Origin of the sequence: Hansschlegelia plantiphila (genome assembly GCF_027922265.1) — a bacterium.
Classification (GTDB): Bacteria; Pseudomonadota; Alphaproteobacteria; order Rhizobiales; family Methylopilaceae; genus Methylopila; species Methylopila plantiphila.
In genome coordinates, this window is sequence record NZ_BSFI01000022.1 from 1 (window position 1) to 16,011 (window position 16,011).

A 16,011-nucleotide genomic window follows, 5' to 3' on the forward strand; every position below is an offset into this window, starting at 1 on the left:
ACAACATCGCGATGGAGGTGCACCTGATCGTGCCGATCGCGATGGAGGAGAAGCTGCGCTTCGCGATCCGCGAAGGCGGCCGCACCGTCGGCGCAGGCGTCGTCGCAACCATCATCGAGTGAGCTGAACCTTCTTGATTTGACCGCGGCGGGGCGCGCCGGACCATCCGGCGCCGCCCAGTCTCGTGGAGACTGACGAACATGAACGGCCAGAACATTCGGATCCGCCTCAAGGCGTTCGACCATCGCATCCTCGACACGTCGACCCGCGAGATCGTGTCGACGGCGAAGCGGACCGGCGCGACGGTCCGCGGGCCGATCCCGCTTCCGACCCGCATCGAGAAGTTCACCGTGAACCGATCGCCTCACGTCGACAAGAAGAGCCGCGAACAGTTCGAGATCCGGACGCACAAGCGTCTTCTCGACATCGTCGATCCGACCCCGCAGACCGTGGACGCGCTGATGAAGCTCGACCTCGCGGCCGGCGTGGATGTCGAGATCAAGCTCTGAACGGATATTTGGGAAGGGCGACGCAAATGCGGTCCGGACTCATCGCACAGAAGCTGGGCATGACCCGCGTCTTCACGGACGCCGGGGAGCATGTTCCGGTCACGGTGCTCAAGGTTGACCAGTGCCAGGTTGTCGGCCATCGCACGGTTGAGGCGCAGGGTTATGTCGCGCTTCAGCTCGGCGCTGGCTCGCGCAAGCCGAAGAACGTGAACCGCGCCGAGCGCGGCCACTTCGCGAAGGTGGAAGTCGAGCCGAAGCGGAAGCTCGTCGAGTTCCGCGTCAGCGACGACGCGGTGATCCCCGTCGGCGCCGAGATCACGGTCGACCACTTCCTCGTCGGCCAGCGCGTCGACGTGACGGGCACCTCGATCGGCAAGGGCTTCGCCGGCGCCATGAAGCGCCATAACTTCGGCGGCCTGCGCGCCACCCACGGCGTGTCCGTGTCCCACCGTTCGCACGGTTCCACCGGCGGCCGTCAGGATCCCGGCAAGGTCTTCAAGAACAAGAAGATGGCCGGCCATATGGGCGACGTCCGCGTGACGACGCAGAACCTGAAGATCGTGTCGACCGACGTCGACCGCGGCCTCATCCTCGTCGAGGGCGCCGTTCCCGGCGCCAAGGGCGGCTGGATCCTGGTTCGCGACGCCGTGAAGACCCGCCTTCCGGAGGGCGTTCCGATGCCGGGTTCGTTCCGCGCTCGCGGCGCGGCCGACGAAGCTGCTTCGACCCCGGTCGAGACCGCCGCGCCCGAAACCGCCGCAGAGACGGAGAACGCGTGATGGTTGAGATCGCGATCACCAATTCCGACGGCAAGGCCGGCGAGAAGATCACGTTGTCGGACGACATTTTCGGCCTCGAGCCCCGGACCGACATCCTGCACCGGATGGTGCGCTGGCAGCTCGCCAAGCGCCAGGTCGGCTCGCACTCGACGCTCGGCCGCTCGGACATCGCCCGCACGGGCAAGAAGATGTACAAGCAGAAGGGCACGGGCCGCGCCCGTCACGCCCAGGCTTCCGCGCCGCAGTTCCGCGGCGGCGGTCGCGCCTTCGGCCCGGTCATCCGCTCCCATGCGCATGACCTGCCGAAGAAGTTCCGCGCACTCGGCCTGAAGCACGCGCTTTCGGCCAAGGCCCGCGACCAGCAGATCGTCGTGGTCGACGCTTTCGCGCTGGCCGAGGGCAAGACCAAGGCGTTCAAGCAGCACATCGAGACGCTCGGCTTCTCGAATGCGCTGGTCATCGACGGTGCCGAGGTCGACGCCAACGTCAAGCTCGCGGCCCGCGCGGTCCACACCGTCGACGTGCTGCCCGTTCAGGGCATCAACGTCTACGACATCCTTCGACGCGACGTCCTCGTTCTGACGAAGGCGGCCCTCGATGCGCTGGAGGCGCGTTTCAAATGACGGATCTGCGCCACTACGACGTCATCCGGTCGCCGATCATCACGGAAAAGGCGACCTACGCGTCCGAGCAGAACAAGGTCGTGTTCCGCGTTGCGGACACGGCCACCAAGCCGCAGATCAAGGCGGCTGTCGAAAAGCTGTTCGACGTCAAGGTCGTCAGCGTCAACACGCTGGTCCGCAAGGGCAAGACCAAGCGTTTCCGTGGCCGCCTCGGCCAGCAGGGCGACGTCAAGCGCGCGATCGTGACATTGGCCGAAGGTCATTCGATCGACGTGACGACGGGTCTTTGAGGCAGGACGGGGAGGGAGCCTAAGCCATGGCGCTGAAGCATTATAATCCGATCACGCCGAGCCTTCGCCAGCTCGTGATCGTCGACCGGTCCGCGCTCTACAAGGGCACGCCGGTGAAGCAGCTGACCGAGGGGCTCTCGTCCTCCGGCGGCCGCAACAATCACGGCCGCATCACGGTGCGGTTCCGCGGCGGCGGTCACAAGCGGACGTACCGCCTGATCGACTTCAAGCGGCGCAAGCTGGACGTGCCGGCCAAGGTGGAGCGGATCGAGTACGATCCGAACCGTTCGGCCTTCATCGCGCTGATCCGCTATGCCGACGACGAGCTGAGCTACATCCTGGCGCCGCAGCGCCTCGCGGTGGGCGACAGCGTGGTCGCCGGCGCGCAGGTCGACGTGAAGCCGGGCAACGCGATGCCGCTGGGCGTCGCGCCGGTCGGCACGATCGTCCACAACGTCGAGCTGAAGATCGGCCGCGGCGGGCAGATCGCGCGCTCCGCCGGGTCCTACGCGCAGATCGTCGCCCGCGACCAGGGCTACGTGACGCTGCGCCTGAGCTCGGGCGAGCAGCGCATGGTGCATGGCCATTGCTTCGGCACGGTGGGCGCGGTGTCGAACCCCGACCACTCCAACATCAGCCTGGGCAAGGCCGGCCGTTCGCGCTGGCTCGGCCGCAAGCCGCATAACCGCGGCGTGACGATGAACCCTGTCGACCATCCCCACGGCGGCGGCGAAGGCCGCACCTCGGGCGGCCGTCACCCGGTGACCCCCTGGGGCAAGCCGACCAAGGGCAAGCGTACGCGCAGCAACAAGGCGACCGACAAGTTCATCGTGTCGAGCCGCCACGCCCGTAAGAAGAAGTAAGGAGAGCCGGCCATGGCGCGTTCAGTCTGGAAGGGTCCCTTCGTCGACGGGTACCTGCTCAAGAAGGCCGACAATGCGCGGTCTTCGACCCGCAGCGAGGTCATCAAGATCTGGAGCCGTCGCTCCACGATCCTGCCGCAGTTCGTGGGCCTCACCTTCGGGGTCTACAACGGCCACAAGCACATCCCCGTGTCGGTCAATGAAGAGATGATCGGCCACAAGTTCGGCGAGTTCGCCCCGACCCGTACCTTCTACGGTCACGCGGCGGACAAGAAGTCGAAGAGGAAGTAAGGTTATGGGCAAGCAGGCACGCGAGCGCGCGCTTCCCGACAACGAGGCGAAAGCTGTGCTGCGGATGGTTCGCATCTCGCCGCAGAAGCTGAACCTCGTCGCGCAGCTCATCCGCGGCAAGAAGGTCGACAAGGCGCTCGCCGACCTCACCTTCTCCCGCAAGCGGATCGCCGGCCAGGTGAAGAAGACGCTCGAGAGCGCCATCGCCAACGCCGAGAACAACCATGACCTCGACGTCGACGATCTCGTCGTCGCCCAGGCCTTCGTCGGCAAGTCGATCGTGATGAAGCGTTTCAGCCCGCGCGCCCGTGGCCGCGTCGGCCAGATCCAGAAGCCGTTCTCGCACCTGACGATCATCGTTCGTCAGGTCGAGACGGAAGCGGCGAAGGCCTGAGGAGAAGACGATGGGTCACAAGGTCAACCCGATCGGGCTTCGGCTCGGCATCAACCGCACCTGGGATTCGCGCTGGTTCGCGAGCGGCGGCGAGTATGTGAAGCTCCTGCAGGAGGACATCGCGATCCGCGACGCCCTCCTCAAGGATCTGAAGCAGGCCGCCGTCTCCAAGATCGTGATCGAGCGTCCGCACAAGAAGTGCCGCGTCTCTATCTACTCGGCCCGTCCGGGCATCGTGATCGGGAAGAAGGGCGCGGACATCGAGAAGCTTCGCAAGAAGGTCGGCTCGATGACGGCGTCGGAGGTCCACATCAACATCGTGGAAGTCCGCAAGCCCGAGATAGACTCGACGCTGGTCGCGGAGTCGATCGCCCAGCAGCTCGAGCGTCGCGTGGCGTTCCGCCGGGCGATGAAGCGCGCGGTTCAGTCGGCGATGCGTCTCGGCGCCGAGGGCATCCGCATCAACTGCGCGGGCCGTCTCGGCGGGGCGGAGATCGCCCGCACCGAGTGGTATCGCGAAGGCCGGGTGCCGCTGCACACGCTGCGCGCTGACGTCGACTACGGGGTCGCCACCGCGAAGACCGCGATGGGCACCTGCGGCGTCAAGGTCTGGATCTTCAAGGGCGAAGTCATGGAGCACGATCCCATGGCGCAGGATCGCCGCCTGAACGACGGCGACGGCGGTCGTCCGTCACGCCGCGACCACGCGTGAGCGGGGCGCCGGGAGTTTAAGTCATGCTGCAACCGAAGAAGACCAAGTTCCGCAAGCAGTTCAAGGGTCGCATCAGCGGCGCTGCGAAGGGCGGATTCAATCTCGACTTCGGCGCGTTCGGCCTGAAGGCGCTCGAGCCGGAGCGCGTCACCGCGCGTCAGATCGAAGCCGCCCGCCGCGCTCTGACGCGTCACATGAAGCGCGCCGGCCGCGTCTGGATCCGCATCTATCCGGACGTTCCGGTGACGTCGAAGCCGACCGAAGTCCGCATGGGCAAGGGCAAGGGCGCGACGGACTACTGGGCCGCCAAGGTGAAGCCGGGCCGCATCATGTTCGAGATCGACGGCGTCTCCATGGAGACCGCCAAGGAAGCCCTCGCGCTCGCCGCCGCCAAGCTTCCGATCCGCACGCGCTTCGTTCAGCGCATCGCCGAGTAAGGAGACACGTCATGGCAAAAGCGCAGGACTTCCGCGCAATGACCGTCGACCAGCTCGACGACGAACTCCTCAAGCTGAAGAAGGAGCAGTTCAACCTGCGCTTTCAGAAGGCGACGGGACAGCTCGACAACACGTCACGGGTTCGGCTCGTGCGCCGCGACATCGCGCGCATCCGCACCGTCGTGACGACCAAGCGCGGCGAAGCCGCCGCGAAGGTCTGAGGAGGACATCATGCCGAAGCGAGTCCTCCTAGGGACTGTCATTTCCGACAAGAACGCCAAGACCGTCGTGGTCAAGGTGGAGCGTCGGTTCACGCATCCGCTTCTGAAGAAGACGGTGCGGCGGTCCAAGCACTACCACGCCCATGACGAGGACCGCCGCTACAAGGTCGGCGACCTCGTGTGGATCGAGGAGAGCAAGCCGATTTCGAAGCTGAAGCGCTGGGTGGTGCGGGCCGACGTCACTGTCGATCCCGACGTCGCCGCTCCCGCGCCGTCCGCTTCCGAGTGAATTTCATCTGAAGAGTAAGGCCCGCCGGGCCAGGTCCGCCGAATAGCGGAAACCGGCTCCGAGCGAGAAAGAAAGGTTTACGGCCATGATTCAGATGCAGAGCAACCTCGACGTCGCCGACAACTCCGGCGCCAAGCGAGTGATGTGCATCAAGGTTCTGGGCGGCGCAGGCCGCCGCTACGCCGGCGTTGGCGACATCATCGTGGTGTCGATCAAGGAGGCGATTCCGCGCGGCCGCGTGAAGAAGGGCGACGTCATGAAGGCTGTCGTCGTTCGCACCGCCAAGGAAATTCGTCGCGTCGACGGCTCTGTGATCCGCTTCGACCGCAATGCGGCCGTTCTGATCAACAATCAGAAGGAGCCCGTCGGCACGCGCATCTTCGGGCCGGTTCCGCGCGAGCTGCGCGCCAAGAACCACATGAAGATCATCTCGCTCGCGCCGGAGGTGCTGTAATGGCCGCGAAGATCAAGAAAGGCGACAAGGTCGTCGTTCTCGCCGGTCGCGACAAGGGCAAGACCGGTGAAGTTCTGCAGGTGATGCCGAAGGACGAGCGCGCCATCGTGCGCGGCGTGAACCTTATCTCGCGTCACCAGAAGCAGACGCAGTCGCAGGAGGGCGGCATCATCCGCAAGGAAGCCACCATCCACCTTTCCAACATCGCGCTCGCCGATCCGAAGGACGGCAAGGCGACGCGCGTCGGCTTCAAGGTCCTGGACGACGGCCGCAAGGTGCGCGTCGCGACCCGTTCGGGGGAGCAGATCGATGCCTGAGGCAGTCTACACGCCGCGTCTCAAGCGGCATTACGACGAAGTCGTCCGGCCGCAGCTGATCGAAGAGTTCGGTTACAAGAACCCAATGGCGGTTCCGACGCTCACCAAGATCGTCGTGAACATGGGCATCGGCGAGGCTGTCGCCGACTCCAAGAAGGCGGCGATCGCAGCCGGCGAGCTCGCCAAGATCGTCGGCCAGAAGCCGGTGATCACGAAGGCCCGCACCTCGATCGCGACCTTCAAGCTGCGCGAGGGCCAGTCGGTCGGCGCCAAGGTGACGCTTCGTCGCCAGCGCATGTACGACTTCGTCGACCGCCTGGTCACGATCGCGCTGCCGCGCGTCCGCGACTTCCGCGGCCTGAACCCCAAGAGCTTCGATGGCCGCGGCAACTTCGCCATGGGCATCAAGGAGCACATCATTTTCCCCGAGATCGAGTACGACAAGATCGATCAGGTCTGGGGCATGGACGTCATCGTCTGCACGACGGCGAAGTCCGACGACGAGGCGCGCGCGCTGCTGCGGGCCTTCAACTTCCCCTTCAGGCAGTGACGGGAGGATCGCATGGCTAAGAAAAGCGCGATCGAAAAGAACGAACGTCGCCGCAAGTTGGTGGCCCGGGACGCTGCGAAGCGCGCCGAGCTCAAGGCGATCGCCAAGAACCCGAACCTCGACCTCGAGGATCGCTTCGCTGCGCGCCTGAAGCTCGCCGAGCTTCCCCGGAACGGCTCGAAGATCCGCATACGCAACCGTTGCGAAATCACGGGACGGCCGCGCGCGTACTACCGCAAGCTCGGCATCTCGCGGATCGCGATCAGGGACCTCGGCTCCAAAGGCCTGATCCCTGGTCTCACGAAATCGAGCTGGTGAGGAGGAGGGGCACATGTCAATGATCGATCCCCTCGGCGATATGCTGACGCGAATCCGCAACGCGCATATGCGGAGCAAGTCCACCGTGTCGACGCCCGGCTCGCGCCTGCGCCAGCACGTGCTCGATGTGCTGCAGTCGGAAGGCTACATCCGTGGCTACACGGAGACCGAGCTGACCAACGGCCGCACCGAGTTCGAGATCGAACTCAAGTACTACGACGGCGCGCCCGTCATCCGCGAGATCCAGCGGGTGTCGAAGCCGGGCCGGCGTGTGTACGCCTCGGTCAAGAACCTTCCGCGCGTGGCGAACGGCCTCGGCATCTCGATCCTCTCCACGCCGAAGGGCGTGATGGCGGATCACGACGCTCGCGACAACAACGTGGGCGGGGAGATCCTCTGCCGCGTCTTCTGACGCTGGCGGACGGGTCTTTCACGGAACAGGATACGGAGAGCGATCATGTCGCGCATCGGCAAGAAGCCGGTCGACGTGCCGTCGGGCGTCACCGCGGCGGTCGAAGGCCAGGATATCAAGGTCAAGGGTCCGAAGGGCGAGCTCGCCTTTCGGGCGCATGACGACGTCGTCGTCGAGTTCAAGGACGGCAAGGTTTCGGTCACGCCGCGCGAGCAGACGAAGCGCGCCCGGTCGATGTGGGGCATGTCGCGCACGATGGTGCAGAACCTCGTGACCGGCGTGACCCAGGGCTTCGAGAAGAAGCTTGAAATCACCGGCGTCGGCTACCGCGCGTCGGTTCAGGGCAAGAACCTCGTTCTCGCTCTGGGTTATAGCCACGACGTGATCTATCCGGTCCCGGAAGGGATCCAGATCACGTGCGCCAAGCCGACGGAGATCTCGATCTCCGGTATGAACTGCCAGCGGGTCGGCCAGGTGGCCGCAGAGATTCGCGACTTCCGCAGGCCGGAGCCCTACAAGGGCAAGGGCGTGAAATACGCGGGCGAATTCATCTTCCGCAAGGAAGGCAAGAAGAAGTAAGGGCCGGGACCATGGCGAAGAATCTTCAGACCGGGGCCCGCCGCAAGGCGCGCGTTCGCCGGGCTCTTCTTTCCGCTGCGAACGGACGTCCGCGCCTGTCGGTGCACCGTTCGTCGAAGCAGATCTATGCGCAGGTCATCGACGATGCGAAGGGCGTGACGCTTGCGTCCGCCTCGACGCTCGACAAGGACTTCCGCGCCGAGAAGAAGACCGGCGCCGACATCGCGGCGGCTCAGGCCGTCGGCAAGCTGGTGGCGGAGCGCGCAGCGGCCGCCGGCGTGAAGGACGTCGTGTTCGACCGCGGCAGCTACATCTATCACGGCCGGGTCAAGGCCTTGGCCGAGGCCGCCCGCGAGGGCGGGCTCAACTTTTGAAGCCCGCTCTGGCTGAGAGGATTTAAGACATGGCTCGTGAGCCTAGAGACAATCGCCGGAACGACCGCGATGACCGCGACAGCGAGTTCGTCGACAAGCTGGTGCACATCAACCGCGTCGCCAAGGTGGTGAAGGGCGGCAGGCGCTTCGGCTTCGCGGCGCTCGTCGTCGTGGGCGACCAGAAGGGCCGCGTCGGCTTCGGTCACGGCAAGGCCCGTGAAGTGCCGGAAGCGATCCGCAAGGCGACCGAGTCGGCCAAGCGCGGCCTGATCCGCGTGCCGCTGCGCGAAGGCCGCACGCTGCATCACGACGTCGACGGCCGCCACGGCGCCGGCAAGGTCGTGCTCCGCGCGGCTCCGGCCGGCACGGGCATCATCGCCGGCGGCCCGATGCGCGCCGTGTTCGAAACGCTCGGCGTCCACGACGTGGTCGCCAAGTCGCTCGGCTCGTCGAACCCCTACAACATGGTGCGCGCCACCTTCGACGCCCTCAAGGGCGAAGACAGTCCGCGCTCGGTCGCCGCTCGCCGCGGCCTCAAGGTTTCGACGCTGCAGGCTCGTCGCCGCGATGTCGACGCCGATGCGGTCGCCGAAGGCTGATCGGAACCTAAAGGAGCTTGATCATGGCAGACGCCGCCAAGAAGAAGAACGCCAAGGCTGGCAGCGTGACGGTGGTCCAGACCGGCTCGTCCACCCGTCGCCCGGCTGACCAGCACGCGACCCTCGTCGGCCTCGGCCTCGGCCGTATCGGCAAGAGCCGCGAGCTTAACGACACGCCTGCCATTCGCGGCATGATCGCGAAGGTCGCGCACCTCGTGCGCGTCGAAGCCGCCGCGGGAGAGAAGTGATGGTGAAGCTCAACGATCTCCGGGACAATCCCGGCGCCACCAAGGACCGGATCCGCGTCGGACGCGGCATCGGTTCGGGCAAGGGCAAGACCGGCGGCCGTGGCGTCAAGGGTCAGAAGTCCCGCACGGGCGTTCGTGTGAAGGCTTTCGAGGGCGGTCAGATGCCGCTTTATCGTCGTCTCCCGAAGCGCGGCTTCCACAATCTGTTCGCGACCGACCTGAACGAGGTCAATCTCGCCCGGCTCCAGCAGGCGGTGGACGCCGGCAAGCTGGACGCGACGAAGCCCGTGACGGAGGCCGCGCTGATCGAGGCCGGCGTGCTGTCGAAGAAGCGGGATGGCGTGAAGGTGCTCGGCCGTGGCGAGTTGAAGACCAAGCTCGACCTCGAGGTCTTCGCGGTGTCGAAGTCGGTCGCCGACGCGATCGAGAAGCTCGGCGGCAAGGTGACGCTGCTCGCCCCGACGAAGGATGCGGACGCGGTCTGACGTCCCTATCTGAGGATCGTCTCGATGACGCCCCGATCTTCGGGGCGTCATGACGTCCTTTAGGGGGCGGCGCGTGCACTCTTTCCCTGGACGAACCCCATGGCTTCCGCTGCTGAGCAGCTTGCTGCGAACCTGAACTTCTCCGCCTTCTCCAAGGCGGGCGAACTCAAGAAGCGCATCTGGTTCACCCTTGGCGCGCTGCTCGTCTACCGGCTCGGAACCTATATCCCGATGCCGGGGATCAATCCTGGCGCGTTGGCCGAGGTGTTCCGCCAGCAGTCGACGGGCATCATCGGCCTGTTCAACATGTTCTCGGGCGGCGCTGTCGGCCGGATGGCGATCTTCGCGCTCGCCATCATGCCCTACATCTCCGCCTCGATCATCGTTCAGTTGATGACGACGGTCTCGCCGCACCTGGAGGCTCTCAAGAAGGAGGGCGAGCAGGGTCGGAAGATCATCAACCAGTACACCCGCTATGGCACCGTGCTGCTCGCGGCTGTGCAGGCCTACGGCATCGCCGCGGGGCTTGAGGGCCAGCAGGGGGTGGTCGTCGATCCGGGCTGGTTCTTCCGGCTCTCCACCGTGATCACCCTCACCGGCGGCACGATGTTCCTGATGTGGCTCGGCGAGCAGATCACCGCGCGCGGCATCGGCAACGGCATCTCGCTGATCATCTTCGCCGGCATCGTCGCCGAGCTTCCCCGCGCCGTCGCCGGCACGCTTGAGCTGTCGCGCCAGGGCGCGCTGTCGTCGGGTCTGATCCTCGCGATCCTCGTAATGGCGATCGGCGTCATCGCCTTCATCGTCTATATGGAGCGCGCGCAGCGGCGCCTGCTGATCCAGTATCCGAAGCGGCAGGTTTCGCAGAACCGGATGACGGGCGGCGAGTCCTCGCATCTGCCTCTGAAGCTCAACACCGCCGGCGTCATCCCGCCGATCTTCGCCTCGTCGCTGCTGCTTCTGCCGACGACGATCGCGAACTTTTCCGCCCATGGCGGCGGTCCGGCCTGGCTGGCCGCGATCACGACCTATCTCGCGCACGGCCGCCCGCTCTACATGGTGCTGTACGTCGCCCTGATCCTGTTCTTCTCGTTCTTCTATACGGCGATCGTGTTCAATCCGACCGAGACCGCCGACAACCTGAAGAAGTATGGCGGGTTCATCCCTGGCATCCGTCCGGGCGAGCGCACCGCGGAATATATCGACTATGTGCTGACGCGCATCACCGTGGTTGGCGCGATCTACATCGCGCTAGTGTGCGTCATTCCGGAGATTCTGATCTCCTACGCCGCGGTGCCGTTCTATTTCGGCGGGACCTCGCTGCTGATCGTCGTGTCGGTCACGATGGATACTGTGGCGCAGGTCCAGGGTCATCTCTACGCTGCGCAATATGAGGGCCTCATCAAGAAGGCCAAGCTCAGAGGAAAGCGCAGATGAGACTCATCCTGCTTGGCCCCCCCGGAGCCGGGAAGGGCACTCAGTCCGAGCGGCTGGTCGAGAAGCACGGTTTGGTCCAGCTCTCGACCGGCGACATGCTGCGCGCAGCCGTCGCCGCAGAGACGCCGATCGGCCTCGAGGCGAAGGATCTGATGGCGCGTGGACAGCTCTGTCCCGACAGCCTCGTCGTTCAGATCGTCTCGGACCGCATCGAGCAGCCGGACGCCCATAACGGCTTCATCCTCGACGGCTTCCCGCGCACGCTGAAGCAGGCCGAGGCGCTCGACCGCATGCTCGAAGGCAAGCATTACGGACTCGACGCGGTGATCGAGCTGACGGTCGACGAGCGCTCGTTGCTCGATCGGGTCGAGCGTCGGGCACGCGAACTCGCCGCCGCCGGCAAGCCCGTCCGCACGGACGACGCGCCGGAGGTCGTGCACCGCCGGATCGCCGACTACAATGCGGTCACCGCCCAGTTGCGTCCGTTCTACAAGCAGCGCGGCATCTACTCCTCGGTCGACGGCATGGCGCCGATTGACGAGGTGGCGCGGTCGATCGACAGCGTTCTCTCCGACGTGAAGGCGTCCGTCTGAGGGCCGTCTTCACGTTTTTGGGTTGACGCCGGGCCGTTAAGGCGCTACGCGCACGTCTTCACCGAGAGCAAACGGGGACTCAGGCGCTGAGGCGCGCCTTGCCTTCGTTCCGCTTTTCAAAGCGCGCAAGGGCCGGACTCCACCGGACGCGCGCTCTTCCCGGCCATGCGCCGGACATTATGGAGAATGCCTCGTGGCACGTATCGCCGGCGTAAACATTCCGACGAACAAGCGCGTCGTCATCGCGCTTCAGTATATTCACGGCATCGGCGCCCAGAAGGCGACGGAGATCTGTGAGAAGGTCGCGATCCCGGCCGAGCGTCGCGTCAACCAGCTGACCGACGCCGAAGTCATCCAGATCCGCGAGACGATCGACCGCGATTATATCGTGGAGGGCGATCTTCGCCGCGAAGTCACGATGAACATCAAGCGGCTGATGGATCTCGGCTGCTATCGGGGTCTGCGTCACCGTCGCGGCCTGCCGGTCCATGGCCAGCGCACGCACACCAACGCCCGCACCCGCAAGGGCAAGGCGAAGCCGATCGCCGGCAAGAAGAAGTAATTCGTTTTATAGAGCGGCGCGTCGTCCCATCGTGGACGGCGTCCTGTCCCGAGCGCCTGGCATTACGGGCGCGCCTGAAGGATCGAGATCGATATGGCTAAAGAAGCCCAGCGCATTCGCCGTCGCGAGCGCAAGAACATCGCGTCGGGCGTCGCCCATGTGAACGCGACGTTCAACAACACGATGATCACCATCACTGACGCGCAGGGCAACACGGTGTCCTGGTCGTCCGCCGGCGCGCAGGGCTTCAAGGGCTCGCGCAAGTCGACGCCCTACGCCGCCCAGGTCGCGGCCGAGGACGCCGCCAAGAAGGCGGCCGAGCACGGCATGCGCACCCTCGAGGTCGAGGTCCGCGGTCCGGGTTCGGGCCGCGAGTCGGCGCTTCGGGCTCTTCAATCGGCGGGCTTCATGGTGACGTCGATCCGCGACGTGACGCCGATCCCGCACAACGGCTGCCGGCCGCGCAAGCGCCGGCGCGTCTGAGCCGACGAGCATTTGCGTGCGCCCCTCCGCTCTCGGGGCGCGTGTCCGTTTCAGGCCCCCGCACCGGCGGCGAGGCCTTCTCTGTGGCGACGCCGGCGCGTTTCCGCGGTGACTGACGAAGGATGCAGTCCGTGATCCAGAAGAATTGGCAAGATCTCATCAAGCCGAACAAGCTCGAGGTCGCCGCGGGAGGCGACGGGAAGCGCACCGCGACCATGGTCGCGGAGCCTCTCGAGCGCGGTTTCGGCCTGACCCTCGGCAACGCGCTGCGCCGGGTGCTGCTGTCGTCGCTGCAGGGCGCCGCGGTGACGTCGATTCACATCGACGGCGTGCTGCACGAGTTCTCCTCCATCCCCGGCGTCCGTGAGGACGTGACCGACATCGTCCTCAACATCAAGGACGTCTCGATCAAGATGCAGGGCGAAGGCCCGAAGCGGATGGTGCTGCGCAAGCAGGGCCCCGGTCAGGTGGTCGCGGGCGACATTCAGGTTGTGGGCGACGTCCAGATCCTGAATCCGAACCTGCCGATCTGCACGCTCGACGACGGCGCCGAGATCCGCATCGAGTTCACCGTCGACACGGGCAAGGGCTACGTCCCCGCCGACCGCAATCGTCCCGAGGACGCGCCGATCGGCCTGATCCCGGTCGACAGCCTCTATTCGCCAGTGAAGAAGGTCTCCTACCGCGTTGAAAACACGCGTGAAGGCCAGATCCTCGACTACGACAAGCTGACGCTTTCGGTCGAGACCAACGGCTCGATCTCGCCGGAGGACGCGGTCGCCTACGCCGCCCGCATCCTGCAGGATCAGCTCGAGGTGTTCGTCAACTTCGAGGAGCCGAAGAAGGAGAGCGTCCAGTCCGCCATTCCGGAGCTGGCCTTCAACCCGGCGCTGCTCAAGAAGGTCGACGAGCTCGAGCTTTCGGTCCGCTCGGCGAACTGCCTGAAGAACGACAACATCGTCTACATCGGCGACCTGATCCAGAAGACGGAAGCCGAGATGCTCCGGACGCCGAATTTCGGCCGGAAGTCGCTGAACGAGATCAAGGAGGTGCTCGCCCAGATGGGTCTGCACCTCGGCATGGAGGTCGGTGGTTGGCCGCCGGACAACATCGACGAACTCGCGAAGCGTTTCGAAGAGCATTACTGAGGTCGCCGGACCTGCAGCCGTTAGCGGCGCGGGCCTGAAGGAGAAGACGAAATGTCCATGCACGCCCGGCGGGGACGCCGTTTCAACCGGCTCCAGAGCCATCGTAAGGCGATGTTCGCGAACCTCGCGCTCTCGCTGATCGAGCACGAGCAGATCGTGACGACGCTGCCCAAGGCCAAGGACCTGCGTCCGGTGGTCGAGAAGCTGGTGACGCTGGCCAAGCGCGGCGATCTGCACGCACGCCGTCTGGCGCTCGCTGAGCTTCGCCATGTCGCGACGGTCCGCAAGCTGTTCGACACGATCGGCCCCCGCTACAAGGAGCGCCAGGGCGGCTACCTCCGCATCATCAAGGCGGGCTTCCGCCATGGCGACAACGCCGCGGTCGCGGTGATCGAGTTCGTCGACCGCGACGTCAGCGCCAAGGGCGCCGCCGATCGCGCCCGCGTCGAAGCGGAAGGCGCCGAGGCGGCTTGAGTCGCTGAGGCTCGCTTGATCTGACTGAAACGAGCGGCCGGCGACGGCCGCTTTTTTCGTTTCGGCGCGCGAACGACCTGCGGCAATGTCGGCCTCCGGCTTTCGGCGGGGCATGATCGACGTTATCTCAAGCGCCGCCTGACCGATCTCAGCAGGAGCATTCTCCCATGCGTCGCGTCGCCGTCATCGCGCTGATCGCAGCGGCCGTTCTAGCGCCGGCCGCCGGCGCCGAAGAGCGCCGTCTCCCGGAAAGCCGGCAGGAGGTGAAGCTCTCCTTCGCTCCCGTCGTGCACGCCGTCACTCCAGCGGTCGTCAATATCTATGCGAGCCGCACCGAGAAGCGGCAACGAAACGCGCTGTTCGACGATCCGTTCTTCCGTCAGTTCTTCGGAGAGGGCGGCCCGATGCCCCGCGAACGGGTGCAGCGCTCGCTCGGCTCCGGCGTGATCGTGGGCGACGACGGCCTGGTCGTCACCAACAACCACGTCGTCGAGGGCATGACGGAGGTTCGCGTCGCGCTTTCGGACAAACGCGAGTTCGAGGCGAAGATTCTGCTGAAGGATCAGAAGGCCGACATGGCGGTTCTGAAGATCGGCGACGGCTCCGAGAAATTCCCGAAGCTCGATTTCGCGGATTCGGACGCGGTGCAGGTCGGGGATCTCGTGCTGGCCGTCGGCAACCCGTTCGGCGTCGGCCAGACCGTGACGTCCGGGATCGTCTCGGCGCTCGCCCGCACTCAGATCGGCATCGACGACTTCCAGTCCTTCATCCAGACCGACGCGTCGATCAATCCCGGCAACTCGGGCGGCGCGCTGGTCGATCTCGAAGGCAAGCTGGTCGGCATCAACACCGCGATCTTCTCGCAGTCCGGCGGGTCGGTCGGCATCGGCTTCGCGATCCCGGCCAACATGGTGCGGGTGGTGCTGTCCTCGGCTCGGTCGGGGGCGAAGTCGGTCGTGCGACCGTGGTTCGGCGCTTCGCTGCAGCAGGTGACGCCCGAAATCGCGGAAAGCCTCGGGCTCAAACATCCGAGCGGCGCTCTCGTCTCGAACGTCGCCGCCGGCTCGCCGGCGGCGACTGCGGGCGTCGAGCAGGGCGATCTGCTGACCGCCGTCGACGGCCAGCCGATCGATGGCGTCGAGGGGTTCAACTACCGCTTCGCGACCCGGCCGATCGGCGGCAAGGCGGAAGTCACGGTCACCCGTCAGGGGGCCGAGAAAAAGTTCGCCGTGGCGCTCAGCCCCGCGCCTGAAGTTCCTCCCCGCGAGACCCGGACGCTGAAGGGCGAGTCGCCGTTCACCGGCGCGACGATCGCGAACCTGTCGCCTGCGCTGACCGACGAGATGTCGCTCGACCAATCCTTGCGCGGCGTCGTCGTCATGGACGCCGCGGACGGCTCGATCGCCCAGCAGCTCGGCTTCCAGAAGGGGGACATCGTGCGGGCCGTAAATGACAGGAAGGTGCAGAGCGTGCGGGATCTCGTGATCATCGCGGGGTCGCAGCCCAGCGCCTGGAAGGTCACGATCGAGCGCGACGGCCGCACCATCACCTCCGTGTTCGGGGGCTAGAG

29 protein-coding genes are annotated in these 16,011 nt (G+C 65.7%); all 29 read left to right on the forward strand.

Annotated elements, in window-relative coordinates; all coding sequences use genetic code 11:
• On the forward strand, positions 1-122 hold a 122-nt coding region (locus PKE75_RS15470), incomplete at its 5' end, for an EF-Tu C-terminal domain-related protein (protein ID WP_487326347.1).
• 78 nt (positions 123-200) lie between these two features.
• A complete protein-coding gene (gene rpsJ / locus PKE75_RS15475; RefSeq protein WP_131001665.1) occupies positions 201-509 on the forward strand; it encodes a 30S ribosomal protein S10 in 309 nt (102 codons plus the stop codon).
• A gap of 26 nt (positions 510-535) precedes the next feature.
• Entirely contained in the window at positions 536-1,288 is a 753-nt protein-coding gene (gene rplC / locus PKE75_RS15480) for a 50S ribosomal protein L3 (RefSeq protein WP_271169645.1), read from the forward strand.
• The gene (gene rplD, locus PKE75_RS15485; protein ID WP_271169646.1) at positions 1,288-1,911 is read left to right on the forward strand and encodes a 50S ribosomal protein L4; all 624 of its coding nucleotides are present in this window, start codon (positions 1,288-1,290) and stop codon (positions 1,909-1,911) included. The genes rplC and rplD overlap by 1 nt, the downstream gene beginning before the upstream one ends.
• Entirely contained in the window at positions 1,908-2,201 is a 294-nt protein-coding gene (locus PKE75_RS15490) for a 50S ribosomal protein L23 (protein ID WP_271169647.1), read from the forward strand. Before rplD ends, PKE75_RS15490 begins: the two co-directional genes overlap by 4 nt.
• A 26-nt stretch (positions 2,202-2,227) precedes the next feature.
• Positions 2,228-3,064, forward strand: a complete 837-nt coding sequence (gene rplB / locus PKE75_RS15495) for a 50S ribosomal protein L2 (RefSeq protein ID WP_271169648.1) — start codon at positions 2,228-2,230, stop codon at positions 3,062-3,064.
• Positions 3,065-3,076: 12 nt separating this feature from the next.
• The gene (rpsS, locus tag PKE75_RS15500) at positions 3,077-3,355 is read left to right on the forward strand and encodes a 30S ribosomal protein S19 (RefSeq protein ID WP_271169649.1); all 279 of its coding nucleotides are present in this window, start codon (positions 3,077-3,079) and stop codon (positions 3,353-3,355) included.
• 4 nt (positions 3,356-3,359) lie between these two features.
• Positions 3,360-3,749, forward strand: coding sequence for a 50S ribosomal protein L22 (gene rplV, locus PKE75_RS15505; protein ID WP_271169650.1), 390 nt, complete (start codon positions 3,360-3,362; stop codon positions 3,747-3,749).
• Between the two features lie 10 nt (positions 3,750-3,759).
• Complete coding sequence (gene rpsC, locus PKE75_RS15510) at positions 3,760-4,461, forward strand: 30S ribosomal protein S3 (protein WP_271169651.1); 702 nt, start codon at positions 3,760-3,762, stop codon at positions 4,459-4,461.
• Positions 4,462-4,484: 23 nt separating this feature from the next.
• Positions 4,485-4,898, forward strand: a complete 414-nt coding sequence (gene rplP / locus PKE75_RS15515) for a 50S ribosomal protein L16 (RefSeq protein WP_271169652.1) — start codon at positions 4,485-4,487, stop codon at positions 4,896-4,898.
• A gap of 11 nt (positions 4,899-4,909) precedes the next feature.
• The gene (rpmC, locus tag PKE75_RS15520) at positions 4,910-5,119 is read left to right on the forward strand and encodes a 50S ribosomal protein L29 (protein ID WP_271169653.1); all 210 of its coding nucleotides are present in this window, start codon (positions 4,910-4,912) and stop codon (positions 5,117-5,119) included.
• Between the two features lie 10 nt (positions 5,120-5,129).
• Positions 5,130-5,408, forward strand: coding sequence for a 30S ribosomal protein S17 (gene rpsQ, locus PKE75_RS15525; protein WP_271169654.1), 279 nt, complete (start codon positions 5,130-5,132; stop codon positions 5,406-5,408).
• An 85-nt stretch (positions 5,409-5,493) separates the two neighbouring features.
• The gene (gene rplN, locus PKE75_RS15530) at positions 5,494-5,862 is read left to right on the forward strand and encodes a 50S ribosomal protein L14 (protein ID WP_271169655.1); all 369 of its coding nucleotides are present in this window, start codon (positions 5,494-5,496) and stop codon (positions 5,860-5,862) included.
• Positions 5,862-6,179 (forward strand): 50S ribosomal protein L24, encoded by a 318-nt coding sequence (gene rplX, locus PKE75_RS15535; protein ID WP_271169656.1) that lies wholly within the window; start codon positions 5,862-5,864, stop codon positions 6,177-6,179. The genes rplN and rplX overlap by 1 nt, the downstream gene beginning before the upstream one ends.
• Positions 6,172-6,729, forward strand: coding sequence for a 50S ribosomal protein L5 (gene rplE, locus PKE75_RS15540; RefSeq protein ID WP_271169657.1), 558 nt, complete (start codon positions 6,172-6,174; stop codon positions 6,727-6,729). The genes rplX and rplE overlap by 8 nt, the downstream gene beginning before the upstream one ends.
• Before the next feature lie 12 nt (positions 6,730-6,741).
• Positions 6,742-7,047: a 30S ribosomal protein S14 gene (gene rpsN, locus PKE75_RS15545; RefSeq protein WP_271169658.1), complete on the forward strand. Its 306-nt coding sequence runs from the start codon at positions 6,742-6,744 to the stop codon at positions 7,045-7,047.
• Between the two features lie 13 nt (positions 7,048-7,060).
• Positions 7,061-7,459 (forward strand): 30S ribosomal protein S8, encoded by a 399-nt coding sequence (rpsH, locus tag PKE75_RS15550; protein ID WP_271169659.1) that lies wholly within the window; start codon positions 7,061-7,063, stop codon positions 7,457-7,459.
• Between the two features lie 45 nt (positions 7,460-7,504).
• Positions 7,505-8,038: a 50S ribosomal protein L6 gene (gene rplF / locus PKE75_RS15555; RefSeq protein WP_271169660.1), complete on the forward strand. Its 534-nt coding sequence runs from the start codon at positions 7,505-7,507 to the stop codon at positions 8,036-8,038.
• 11 nt (positions 8,039-8,049) lie between these two features.
• Entirely contained in the window at positions 8,050-8,412 is a 363-nt protein-coding gene (gene rplR, locus PKE75_RS15560; RefSeq protein ID WP_271169661.1) for a 50S ribosomal protein L18, read from the forward strand.
• Between the two features lie 29 nt (positions 8,413-8,441).
• Entirely contained in the window at positions 8,442-9,011 is a 570-nt protein-coding gene (gene rpsE, locus PKE75_RS15565) for a 30S ribosomal protein S5 (RefSeq protein WP_271169662.1), read from the forward strand.
• 23 nt (positions 9,012-9,034) lie between these two features.
• Complete coding sequence (gene rpmD, locus PKE75_RS15570; protein ID WP_271169663.1) at positions 9,035-9,259, forward strand: 50S ribosomal protein L30; 225 nt, start codon at positions 9,035-9,037, stop codon at positions 9,257-9,259.
• A gap of 2 nt (positions 9,260-9,261) precedes the next feature.
• A complete protein-coding gene (gene rplO / locus PKE75_RS15575; RefSeq protein ID WP_271169855.1) occupies positions 9,262-9,744 on the forward strand; it encodes a 50S ribosomal protein L15 in 483 nt (160 codons plus the stop codon).
• Positions 9,745-9,843: 99 nt separating this feature from the next.
• On the forward strand, positions 9,844-11,181 hold the full coding sequence (gene secY, locus PKE75_RS15580) for a preprotein translocase subunit SecY (RefSeq protein ID WP_271169664.1): 1,338 nt from the start codon (positions 9,844-9,846) through the stop codon (positions 11,179-11,181).
• Positions 11,178-11,774 (forward strand): adenylate kinase, encoded by a 597-nt coding sequence (locus PKE75_RS15585; protein WP_271169665.1) that lies wholly within the window; start codon positions 11,178-11,180, stop codon positions 11,772-11,774. Before secY ends, PKE75_RS15585 begins: the two co-directional genes overlap by 4 nt.
• A 193-nt stretch (positions 11,775-11,967) precedes the next feature.
• The gene (rpsM, locus tag PKE75_RS15590) at positions 11,968-12,336 is read left to right on the forward strand and encodes a 30S ribosomal protein S13 (RefSeq protein WP_271169666.1); all 369 of its coding nucleotides are present in this window, start codon (positions 11,968-11,970) and stop codon (positions 12,334-12,336) included.
• A 93-nt stretch (positions 12,337-12,429) separates the two neighbouring features.
• Positions 12,430-12,819: a 30S ribosomal protein S11 gene (rpsK, locus tag PKE75_RS15595; protein ID WP_271169667.1), complete on the forward strand. Its 390-nt coding sequence runs from the start codon at positions 12,430-12,432 to the stop codon at positions 12,817-12,819.
• A 122-nt stretch (positions 12,820-12,941) separates the two neighbouring features.
• Complete coding sequence (locus PKE75_RS15600; RefSeq protein WP_271169668.1) at positions 12,942-13,967, forward strand: DNA-directed RNA polymerase subunit alpha; 1,026 nt, start codon at positions 12,942-12,944, stop codon at positions 13,965-13,967.
• Between the two features lie 51 nt (positions 13,968-14,018).
• Positions 14,019-14,441, forward strand: coding sequence for a 50S ribosomal protein L17 (rplQ, locus tag PKE75_RS15605; protein WP_271169669.1), 423 nt, complete (start codon positions 14,019-14,021; stop codon positions 14,439-14,441).
• Positions 14,442-14,608: 167 nt separating this feature from the next.
• Entirely contained in the window at positions 14,609-16,009 is a 1,401-nt protein-coding gene (locus tag PKE75_RS15610; protein ID WP_271169670.1) for a DegQ family serine endoprotease, read from the forward strand.
• Positions 16,010-16,011: the final 2 nt, after the last annotated feature.